This is a genomic window from Pantoea sp. Morm (assembly GCF_016643525.1).
Classification (GTDB): Bacteria; Pseudomonadota; Gammaproteobacteria; order Enterobacterales; family Enterobacteriaceae; genus Pantoea; species Pantoea dispersa.
The window spans coordinates 1-11,324 of the sequence record NZ_VOQX01000120.1 but is presented as its reverse complement, the minus strand read 5'-3'; the positions used below and the strand labels follow the sequence as shown (position 1 = coordinate 11,324).

Sequence of the window (11,324 nt, the reverse complement as noted above, 5' to 3'; positions counted from 1 at the left end):
TCGAGCATCGACAGGCGGAAAATAATGATGAAGGCTTCGCCGACGGCGGCGCGCACCGCCTGCGTCACTTCCAGTGCAAAGCGCTGCCGCCGCGCCACATCACCGCCCCAGCCGTCGTCGCGCTGATTGGTATGGGCGACCAGGAACTGATTAATCAGGTAGCCTTCGGAACCCATGATTTCGACACCGTCGTAACCGGCCTGCTGCGCCAGCCGGGCGCAGCGCGCGAAATCCGCGATGGTTTGTTCAATCTGCGCTTCGCTCAGTGCCTGCGGTGTAAACGGGTTGATGGGCGCCTGTAACGCCGAGGGCGCCACCAGATCGCGCTGATAGCTGTAACGTCCGGCGTGCAGAATCTGCAGCGCAATTTTGCCCCCCTGTGCATGTACCGCATCGGTTATCTGGCGGTGCCAGCCGCACTGGGTTTCGTCTGTAAGCATGGCTCCGCCCTGCGCCACCACGCCCTGCGCATTGGGCGCGATGCCGCCGGTCACAATCAGCGCAACGCCTTCCCGGGCGCGCTCGGCGTAGAAGGCAGCGAGGCGCTGAGCGCCATCAGCATGCTCTTCCAGACCGGTGTGCATTGAGCCCATCAGGAAACGGTTTTTCAGTTGCGTAAAGCCCAGATCCAGCGGGGCAAACAGATGCGGATAACGCTCAGTCATGATCACTTACTCAGTGAGTGGTCGGATGAGTGAACTCTAGCGGGAAAAGTGCGGGCTGGAAATTTGCGGCGCTCAGCCTGTGAGAAACATCAAAAAAAAGCAGGGCGGCAAGTCGCAGACGAAAGTATCGGACCACTTTCGCCAGGCACGGGAAGAAACCTGCGCGCCCTGTAATGGCATGAAGATTGGGCTAATAAATTAGCTCTGTGGTTATAAATTCCTGTATGACTCAATCTCTATAACAATCCCGGGTGAGGACGAGGTGATGATGCCATGCCTCAGTCGAATTAATCCGCAAGACTGGTCTTGATTTTGGCTTCAGCAGGCACCGTTTCGCCGTGCCAGTTCGATAATATCGACCAGATTCTTTGATTCGAGCTTTTGAAAAATTTTAGTTTTATAAGTACTGATGGTTTTGTTATTTAATCCTAATTCACAGGCAATGATTTTATTGGATTTTCCCTGCGCCAGCTGACGTAAAATAAGCGTTTCCCGCTCGGTCAGGCGCGACAGCATATCCTGTTCATTAACATAGCGCTGGCGCCGGTCAAGAATATCGACGGGCAGATAATTTACATTGTTAAATACGCAGCCAATGGCGGCGATCAGCGTCTGAATCGGATCGTATTTCGACACGAAACCGTTAGCGCCCTGACTAAGCGATTGTATAAGCAGGTGATTGTTACTGCTCTGACTGAGCAGAATGACTTTCATCCAGGTTTTAGATTTTACGATATCGCGTAAAAAGGCGATGCCATTTTTCTCTTTGAAATCAGGATCTAAAATCAGGATGTCGATGTGCTGATGAATAACATCGTCAATACCATCATTAATTGTGTTTGCTGTAGTGACACAATTAAAGCCATTCATTAATAATAAAGCCTGCACCCCAGCCGCAACAAGGCGATGCTCATCAACGATGAGAATTTTTGCATTAAACATAGATCTCCCTTTTACGACACCGATATGATGGCGCTGGCGGACATTATGTCTGGCGGCTTATCCCGGCGAACCGAGAAATGTCTTGATAAGATTATGTTTTTATAAAACCTGCTGATTTTTCAGCCGATATTGTTCAAAGATAATTAATGTTTCATTGACGGTGTTTATCTCGCACGCGATCGCGGCAATCAGCTGCGCGACATCGTGTCCTTCTTGCTGGTGTTTCTCCAGCTTGCGCCCCAGCTCCATCAGCGCGCTGGCGTTAAGAATACTGGCACCGCCTTTCAGCTTATGGCCAAGCTGTGACAGCGCGTGAGCATCAGTGGTTTGCTGCAGCGCCGCCAGCAATTCATCGTGGCTGGTGCGAATACTTTCCAGCAGGGTGATGCAGCTGGCGGGATCGCGCTCAGCCAGCTGCATCAGCAGCGGCGCAAAAGTCGGAACCGCCACAGGGGCCGGCAGCGCGGCGACGGCGGTGTCAGCAACAGGTTGCCCGGTCATGGCTGCGGGCTCGCTGTCAGGCGCGTTTGGCGTGCGGCGCGGACAGTGGGTGATTTGCGCCAGCAACGTATCCAGATTAAGCGGTTTGAACAGACAGTCATTCATGCCAGCCTGCAGGCAGCGCTGCATGATGTGCTGCTCGGCGGAGGCGGTCAGGCCGTATAGCGTGATCGGCGGCAGATGATGGTGGCGTTCATGCTGGCGCAGCGCCTGGGCAAATTCAAACCCGTTCATACCGGGCATATTGCAGTCGGTAATGATCAAGTCAAAGCGCAGCGGATCCTGCTGCCACAGTTTCAGCGCTTCGACGGCGCTTTCGCTCACCACCACCTGATGGCCCGCCAGCTCCAGCTGTTTACCCAGCAGCAGGCGATTAGGCGCATGATCATCAATCACCAGCACTGACAGCTTGTCGGTGACCAGCGGCTGTGACAGATGCGGTTGGGTTTGATCGCGCGGTTCGCCGGCCGGCGCGCGGAAGTAGAAGGAGAACACCGATCCTTCACCTGGCGTACTCTCCACAATCAGTTCGCCATCCAGCAGCTCTGCCAGATTGCGGCAGATGCTCAGGCCAAGACCGGTGCCAATCTGCTGCTGCTGACGTTCACCGACCTGGACAAATGGCTCAAAGATCGCCTGCTGCTGCTCCTCGGTCATGCCGCAGCCGTCATCGCTCACTTCAATGACGAACTCACAACCTTCCTCTTCCTGGCCAATCCCCTGCATCAGCACCACGGTTACGCTGCCGCGATCGGTAAATTTAATGGCGTTACTCAACAGGTTAGACAGGATCTGGTTGATCATCAGCGGATCGGTCTGTACCCAGTAGGCCGCGATGTCCATCTCTACGCGCAGATCGATCCCTTTGCTTTCGGCCTTGTTGCGGAACAGCGTCACCGCCTGATCGATCACATCCGGCAGGTAAACGGTTTCCGGCGTGGGTTGATACTGGCCAGATTCGATCTTTGACAGATCGAGGATATCGCCGATCAGCGACAGCAGCGCACGCGCCGAACTGTAGGCGACGCGAATATTCTCTGACAGCGTCTCACACGGCTGCGAGCGGGTTTCCAGCTCCAGCAAACCAATGATGGCGTGCAGCGGCGTGCGGATCTCATGGCTCATGCTGGCGAGAAACTCACTTTTGGAGCGGTTGGCTTTGTCTGCGGTGTCCTTGGCCAGCTGCAGCTCCTGCAACAGCGCGTTACGTTCGGTGACATCGACCCAGCCGCCGATCACCCCGGCAACTTCCCCCAGCCGATCGCGAAACGGCAGCGTCCAGTGGTACAGATGGAAGGCCTGCTGGCCAAACATCAGCTGGACGTCGCGCATTACCGCTTCACCATCCAGCAGCGTCTGCTGGTAACCATCTTCAATGGTATGAATGCTGGCGTTATTGGTGTTGAACACGTCCGACAGTCGTTTACCGATTACCTCGTCGCGTTTGATGTGCAAAAAGCGCAGATAGGCATTGTTACAGTCCACCAGCCGCGTTTGCTTATCGCGGATGTACATTGCCACCGGCGAGTCATTAAACAGCGTGTGGGTAAAATTGAGCTGATTTTTTAGCGCATTCTCTGCCTGCATACGCTGCTGAATCACTTTGCGCAGATGGTGGTTCCACAGCAGGATCAACAGAATCAATCCCAGCGATACCGAAACGATCAGCAGAATCGTTTGCTTATAGTTCTGCCACGAGCTACTGAGAAACGGCGGTTCCGCCTGACGCCACTGCGCCATCAGCTTAAACAGCGTTTCCGGCGGGATGGCCAGCAACGCTTTATCGAGAATGCTGATCAGCGTCTCATTGCCTGGCTCTACGCGCATCACAAAGCGTGCGGGATCGGCGCCCAGCGTACCCTCGACGATCAGCCCGCTGCCAAAATGGTTGCGCAGATGATAGTCGGCAAAAATTTTCGGCACGATCACCGCATCGACCTTGCGCGCCAGCAGCTGGCGCAGCGCATCCAGCGGACGATCGGTATCGCTGACCGACAGGTGCGGATAGTGTTCATGCAGCCAGCTTTTCATTACCGGATTTTTTAGCATCAGCGCCGAACCAAACGGAAAGGTGTCGCGCGCCATAATGTTTCCCGGCTGCTGATTGCGGATGATCACCCAATGCGAAACCAGCCACGGACGCGTAATCAGAGCCGGTTGTGCTTCGAACTGTGGCTCCAGAATTTCCAGTGGAAACAGCTTTGGCAGAGGACGTCCACCGGGGTGTTCATGGCTGGCGTGCGCCACAAAATTCAGGCCGGTCTGGCTGGTGATCAGCTCCAGCACGTCCGGCGCCATGCCGCGAAACTGCTCTGCCGGCGTCCGGCTGCTGAGCGGTGCCTGCGCCAGCGGCAAGGTGGTCTCGATGTGAATGTTGTTTTGCAGCCACTGCTCTTCGTCGGCGGTCAGCGCCAGCGGATTGCGTTGCAGTACATGATGGGGATCGAGCTGCCAGCGTTTGGCAATCTGCATGCGGATAGACAGCGGAATCTGCGGCAGCGCCTGGTTGATGGCGTCGGCCAGCGCAGGATACAACGGACTGATGCCGAAACCGACGTTGAGCGGAATCGTATGCTCGTCGGCGAGAATTGTGAGCGCGTTGGCAAACAGATAGCGATTGAGGTGCGTCAGCGTCGCCGCATTTCCCCAGACGCGCGCCGTCTGACCATAAACGGTGGCGGCGACGGCATCATAATAGCCCGGGAAACGCACCAGCTGCGCGTTTTCGTATGTCTCTTCCAGATACTGGCGCTGCAGCGGCGTGCCTGACCAGGCGATTTGCTCGGGCATGCCGTTATTGAGAAAAAGGTCGCTGTCGGTCTTTAGTCCCATCACGCTGTAATCCAGCATCCACGGGGCGCTGGCCAGCAGCGGCTGCGACTGTGACGACGGCTGGGCGACGTAAATCGCCAGCATATGCATTTCGCCTTGCAGTACCGCCTGCTGCGCGGCGCTATGACTGGGGAAGTGATAAAGCTCAATGCTGGTCTCCAGCATGCTTTGAATCAGCGACAGGTAGTCGGCGCTCAGGCCTTCGAAGCGGCGCGTATCGGTATCCATATATATTGGTGGCTGTGCTTTACCGGCCACCGCGACTTTAATTACTTTATTTCGAAAGGCAGACGAGATGGGCTCCGCCAGCTGCAGCGCGGGCTGGGCGGTATCGTAACGCGCTAAAAGCTGCAATGGTTTGACCTGCGCCTGCAGCGCGCCGCCAAAAAAAATAAACAGGACCACGCCCGCCAGACGGATGAAATTAACAGGATTAAACACCGTGCGTTCCTGAAGAAAATAAAGTCATTAATGCCGATAAGGGAAAAGGAGTATAAAGAGATTTTTCCCGCCTGCCTGATCTAATGCCGCATTAAGGATATTTTGCGACCATTCTCGAATGTTTAACTTATTATTAACATTCGTGGTTTTTTTTAGATATTGCTTTTGCTTTGATTTCAAATATTTCAACGGTTTATCCATAAAATGACCTTTCAAGACAATTCTTATGTGGTCCTTTCACAGAGTTACGTCAGAATTTTCGCAGTTTTTCCGGGGCCGCTCACCGCTGCTGTCCATTCATCCGGTAAAACTACCTTTTAATTAGCGGTAATAAGTTAAACGCGTAAGCAAAATTCTAATTTTTGTTAACCTGGTGACGTTTGGTTTAAACCGCTGCAGGCGATTTTCCCGGCAGCGGTCAGCGCATACTTTCAGGTCATTTTCACTGGTGTGGTTATCAGTACTGGACAAAATTGAGACTGTAATAAAGGAATAAAAGAATGGTATATGCACATAATAAACAGGTGCGTGTCGCTGTCCTTGATGATCACCCGATGGTTCGTACCGTTTTCGAGTTATGCCTGAAACACGAACCCGATATTCATCTGGTCGGGACCTGGTCTTCAAGTAATGAACTGTTTAGTCAGCTGCGCAGCACCACGGTGGATGTGCTGGTGCTGGACTTTTTGCTGGGCGAGCGGGAACTGGATGGCCTGGCCCTGGTGAAACAGCTGCGAAATCACTATCCGCAGCAAAAGATTTTGATCTCATCTTCCATGGAGAGTCCGGCGATTGTCAAAATGGTGCTGAGCGCCGGCGTTAAGGGCTTTATTGGAAAAAGCCACAATATGCAGGAGATCGTCCAGGCGATTCGTCAGGTGGCGCAGGGGCGGCTATTTTTGTCGCAGGAAGTGGCGTACGAGGTGGAAAACCTCTACGTGATGAATGAAGACGCCATCAACGAAAACCTCGATCTCTCCAGCAAAGGCAATATGTATGAGAAGGTCAAAACCCTCAGCCCGCGCGAAGTAGAAGTGGTGCGCTGTTTTCTCGATGGGCTCAGCGTGTCGCAAATCGCCGTGAAGTTTAAGCGCAGCCGTAAAACCGTGAGCGGACAAAAGCAGTCGGCGCTGAAAAAGCTCGGCCTGCGCTCGGATTCGGAATTGTTCAAATACAGCCACGACCTGATGTCGGGCAGCTAATCTTTCTTTAAGGCGGTCAGGGATGGCCGCCGTCTGCTTTTCCGCCTCTCTGCATCACGTTCCCGGTAACAGCCGTTTTGTAACATCGCTTTGAGTGATGTTCGTCACAGTTTCGCCGGCCGTATCCCGCTGTGATAGCCCCCATTGCTACAGCACTGAAGGGGCTACGATGAACATTGAAACGAAATCCTGCGTCATTACCGGCAAAAAACAGGTCAGCGTCGCACAGCAGCAGGTGCAGTGGGACGGCACCGGCACGCTGGTGCGCATCACGCGCGGCGGCATCTGCGGGTCCGATCTGCACTACTATCAGGAAGGTAAAGTCGGCAGCTTCGAAGTGAAGATGCCGATGATCCTCGGCCATGAAGTGATCGGCTACGTGGTGGAGAGCGACGATCCGCAGCTCCAGCCCAATCAAAAAGTAGCGGTCAATCCCTCAAAGCCGTGCGGCAGCTGTAAATACTGCCTGCGCGAGCAGCAAAATCAGTGCACCTCTATGCGCTTTTTCGGCAGCGCCATGTATCTGCCGCACGTGGATGGCGGCTTCACGCAATACAAAGTGGTCGATAGCGCGCAGTGCGTGCCGTTTCCGCAGGAGGCCGATGACAGCGTAATGGTGTTTGCTGAACCGCTGGCCGTGTGCATCCACGCCACGCAGCAGGCGGGCGATCTGAGCGGCAAAACCGTGTTCATTTCCGGCGTCGGACCGATTGGCTGTCTGATTGCCGCCGCAGCCAAAGCCCGCGGAGCCGCCGAGATTATTTGCAGCGATATCAGCGAACGCTCGCTCAGCCTGGCGCAGCAGATGGGCGCGACCGGCGTGATCCACGCGGCTGACGGTGATTTCACGCCTTACCTTGCAGATAAAGGCTTTTTCGATGTCGCTTTCGAGGCTTCCGGCCATCCGTCTTCGCTGCAGCGCTGTCTCGACGTGGTGTGCGCCAAAGGCACGCTGGTACAGGTTGGCATGGGCGGTACGATTCCGGATTTCCCGCTGATGACGCTGATCGCCAAAGAGATCAATCTGGTCGGTTCTTTCCGTTTCACCCACGAATTCAACACGGCGGTTGACTGGCTGGCACGCGGCGTGGTTAATCCGCTGCCGCTGTTCAGCGGGGAGTATGACTTACAGGATATCGACGCGGCGCTGCAGTTTGCCGGTGATAAAACCCGGGCGGCGAAAGTCCAGTTAACGTTTTAAGGAGTCAGTATGAGTCAGCTATTTTCCCTGGCGGGCAAGCGTGTGTTGCTCACCGGTTCGGCGCGCGGCATCGGTTTTCTGCTGGCGCGCGGTCTGGCGGAGGCGGGTGCGGAAGTGATCATCAACGCCACCACCGAGGGCGGCGCAGAGCAGGGCGCGGCGAAACTGCGCGAGCTGGGTTATCACGCACGGTCGAAGGCCTTTGACGTCACGCAGTCGGCGCAGGTTCAGCAGGCGGTGGAGGAGATTGAAAGCCAGTGGGGCGCGATTGATATCCTGGTGAACAATGCCGGCATTCAGCGCCGCCGGCCGTTTCTCGAGTTTCCCGAGCAGGACTGGAACGACGTGATTGCCGTCAACCAGACAGCGGTGTTTCTGGTGTCACAAACCGTGGCGAAAAGAATGGTGCAGCGTCAGCGCGGAAAAATCATCAACATCGGCTCGATGCAGAGCGAACTGGGCCGCGACACCATCACGCCGTATGCCGCCTCCAAGGGCGCCGTCACCATGCTGACGCGCGGCATGTGCGTGGAGCTGGCGCGCCACAATATTCAGGTTAACGCCATTGCACCGGGCTATTTCGTCACTGAGATGACCCAGACGCTGGCTGACGATCCGGCCTTCACCGGCTGGCTGACCAAACGTACGCCGGCCGCACGCTGGGGCAAGCCGGAAGAGCTGATTGGCGCGGCGGTGTTCCTGGCGTCGGGCGCATCTGATTTCGTCAATGGCCATCTGCTGTTTGTTGATGGCGGTATGCGCGTCGCCGTGTAATGCCGTGGCGCGGCTGGCGTAATTGCCGGCGCGCGCCTAAACCTTAAACACCCCTCTGTCTTCCTAAGGATAATAAAAAATGCCAATAACCATAATTGTGCTGGGTGTGATACTGCTGCTGGTTCTGATGATTGTCTTCAAGGTCAACGGCTTCATTGCGTTGGTGTTTGTCTCGGCGGTGGTAGGTATCGCCGAAGGCATGACGCCGCTCAATGTGATGGCCTCGATTCAGAAAGGTATTGGTTCCACGCTCGGCGGCCTGGCGATGATCCTCGGCTTTGGTGCTATGCTCGGGCGGCTGGTGTCCGATACCGGCGCTGCCCAGCGGGTGGCCACCACGCTGATTGCCGCGTTCGGTAAACAGCGGCTGCAGTGGGCGCTGGTGGTCACCGGGCTGATCGTCGGCCTGGCGATGTTTTACGAAGTCGGCTTTGTGCTGTTGCTGCCGCTGGTGTTCACCATCGTTGCGGCGGCCGGACTGCCGCTGCTGTACGTCGGCGTGCCGATGGTGGCAGCGCTGTCGGTGACGCACTGCTTCCTGCCGCCGCATCCCGGCCCAACCGCCATTGCCACTATTTTTGGTGCGAATCTCGGCACCACGCTGCTGTACGGCTTAATCATTACCATCCCGACGGTGATCATTGCCGGCCCGATCTTCTCAAAATTCCTCAAAAGCTTCGAAAAGTCGCCGCCGGAAGGGCTGTATAACCCTAAAATTTTCACCGAAGAGGAGATGCCGGGCTTCTTTATCAGCATCTTTGCCGCGGTGATTCCGGTAGTGCTGATGGCGATTGCGGCAGTCTGCGAACTGACGATGCCGAAAGAGAATGCGCTGCGCCAGTTCTTTGAATTTATCGGCAACCCGGCGGTGGCGCTGTTTATCGCCGTGGTAATTGCGGTGTTCACCCTCGGTCTGCGCAACGGGCGCAAAATGGAGCAGGTGATGGATATGTGTGGCGATTCGATTGCCGCCATCGCCATGATCGTCTTTATCATTGCCGGCGGCGGCGCCTTTAAGCAGGTGCTGGTGGATAGCGGTGTCGGTAATTACATCGCCGATCTGATGAAAGGATCGTCGCTGTCACCGCTGCTGATGTGCTGGACGGTGGCGGCAATGCTGCGCATCGCGCTGGGATCGGCCACCGTCGCGGCGATCACCACCGCCGGCATCGTGACGCCGATCATTGCCGCTACCCATACCGATCCGGCGCTGATGGTGCTGGCGGTCGGTTCAGGCAGCGTGATCGCCTCGCACGTGAACGATCCCGGTTTCTGGCTGTTCAAAGGCTATTTCAACCTGAGCGTGGTTGAAACGCTGAAAACCTGGACGGTAATGGAAACGCTGATCTCCATCCTCGGCCTCGCCGGTGTGCTGGCGCTCAACGCCATCATTCACTAAGGCCTGCGCTTCACAGGGAGGTGAAGCGTGCTTACGCGCGGCGGCGAATCCACGAGAAACGTGACTGATAGCCGCTGTCAAAATGGGTGTTATAGCGATAGCTCGAACCCGCCTCCGCCATGCAATAAGTACACACCGCCACGCGATCAATCTGCGCCGCCGGAATGCCGCGCTGTAACAGCAGGTCCCGCGCCAGCTGAGGCAAATCAAACCATACTCCCTGATGATGCGCCTGTGCCTGAGGTCGGATTGCCTGCGGATTATGCGGCTGTTGCTGTGACCAGCTTAGCGCTGGCAGGTCCGGGCGCTGCTGCATCTGTGCGATGCGATCAACGCCCAGCTCATAGCAGCACGGGCCGATCGCCGGACCGATCGCCACCAGCAGGGATGCCGGCGTCGCGCCACCCGCCAGCAGCCGATCGAGGGCACTGCTCAGCACGCCGCCGAGCGTACCCTGCAAGCCAGCATGTACCGCCGCCACCTGATGCGTTTTCACATCGGCAAACAGCACCGGCAGACAGTCAGCGGTGTAAACCGCAACCGGCTGATGATCGTCACTGATCACCCCATCGGATTCACAACTTTTCGGCGGCCGGTTTTGCCCGGCCAGCACCACTTTTGCGCTGTGCCGCTGCTGTCCGTACGCGGCAGCGGCCGGTGCCGGCTGACCGGCAGGCTGAAAGGCATACTCCAGCCAGCGTTGACTCTCCAGCAGCGCCGAGCGCGGCCCGCGATTATCCATAAGTGTCTCCTGTGACCTGACCCCGGTTTTCCTCTGCCCACAGCTTACGTTAACTGCTACATTTTTAAAGCTTTACAAAAACTGACCATAATCACTTAAGGACGACATGATGAAAAACACCACCTGGCTGGCCGCGGCGGGCCTGATTGCCCTGACGCTCACCGGCTGTGCCCAACCGCAAAAACAGCAGGCTCAGCAGCAACTCGGTCAGCAGTCGGTGCTGGCAGTCAACTGGTTCCAGCAGTCTGGCGAGTATCAGGCGCTGAGCTGGCAGGCGTTCAACACGGCACGCATGGCGTTTGATAACGCTCCTTCGCTTACCGGCAAACCCAAAGCGGTGATTGTTGATCTGGATGAAACCATGATCGATAACAGCGCCTACAGCGCGTGGCAGGCAAAAAATGGCCAGCCGTTCTCCGGGAAAACCTGGTCAGCGTGGACGCAGGCGCGTCAGGCGACCGCGGTGCCCGGTGCCGTCGAATTTGCCAACTACGTGAATAGCCACGGCGGCACCATGTTCTACGTCTCGAACCGCGATCAGAAAGACTACGCGGCCACGGTCGATAATCTCAACAAGCTGGGCTTCAGCGGCGTACGCGACAAAACCGTGCGTCTCAGCACCGGT

At 56.3% G+C, this 11,324-nt stretch carries 9 protein-coding genes; 5 read left to right on the top strand and 4 right to left on the bottom strand.

All coding sequences use genetic code 11. The annotated features are described in order from the left end of the window. The 3 genes from FT726_RS24145 to FT726_RS24135 form a co-directional block, all read right to left on the bottom strand. Positions 1-665 (bottom strand): NADH:flavin oxidoreductase (locus FT726_RS24145; RefSeq protein WP_346303579.1); only part of this gene is annotated, 665 nt, incomplete at its 3' end. 318 nt (positions 666-983) lie between these two features. Continuing rightward, a complete protein-coding gene (locus FT726_RS24140) occupies positions 984-1,607 on the bottom strand; it encodes a response regulator transcription factor (protein WP_288420992.1) in 624 nt (207 codons plus the stop codon). Between the two features lie 99 nt (positions 1,608-1,706). Next, complete coding sequence (locus FT726_RS24135; RefSeq protein WP_346303578.1) at positions 1,707-5,381, bottom strand: ATP-binding protein; 3,675 nt, start codon at positions 5,379-5,381, stop codon at positions 1,707-1,709. Between the two features lie 500 nt (positions 5,382-5,881). On the opposite strand from FT726_RS24135, the gene FT726_RS24130 reads away from it, so the two are divergent. From FT726_RS24130 to FT726_RS24115, 4 genes are all read left to right on the top strand, one after another. Beyond that, positions 5,882-6,583, top strand: coding sequence for a response regulator transcription factor (locus tag FT726_RS24130; RefSeq protein ID WP_058759838.1), 702 nt, complete (start codon positions 5,882-5,884; stop codon positions 6,581-6,583). A gap of 169 nt (positions 6,584-6,752) precedes the next feature. Beyond that, complete coding sequence (gene idnD / locus FT726_RS24125) at positions 6,753-7,784, top strand: L-idonate 5-dehydrogenase (RefSeq protein WP_104188231.1); 1,032 nt, start codon at positions 6,753-6,755, stop codon at positions 7,782-7,784. 9 nt (positions 7,785-7,793) lie between these two features. After that, a complete protein-coding gene (idnO, locus tag FT726_RS24120) occupies positions 7,794-8,558 on the top strand; it encodes a gluconate 5-dehydrogenase (RefSeq protein WP_260641964.1) in 765 nt (254 codons plus the stop codon). Positions 8,559-8,637: 79 nt separating this feature from the next. Then, complete coding sequence (locus tag FT726_RS24115) at positions 8,638-9,957, top strand: gluconate:H+ symporter (RefSeq protein ID WP_058771315.1); 1,320 nt, start codon at positions 8,638-8,640, stop codon at positions 9,955-9,957. Between the two features lie 31 nt (positions 9,958-9,988). On the opposite strand, the gene FT726_RS24110 is transcribed toward FT726_RS24115, so the two are convergent. Beyond that, positions 9,989-10,699, bottom strand: a complete 711-nt coding sequence (locus FT726_RS24110; RefSeq protein WP_132464150.1) for a polyphenol oxidase family protein — start codon at positions 10,697-10,699, stop codon at positions 9,989-9,991. A 109-nt stretch (positions 10,700-10,808) separates the two neighbouring features. On the opposite strand from FT726_RS24110, the gene FT726_RS24105 reads away from it, so the two are divergent. After that, positions 10,809-11,324, top strand: a 516-nt coding sequence (locus tag FT726_RS24105; protein WP_346303580.1) for an HAD family acid phosphatase, incomplete at its 3' end; no start/stop codon positions are given.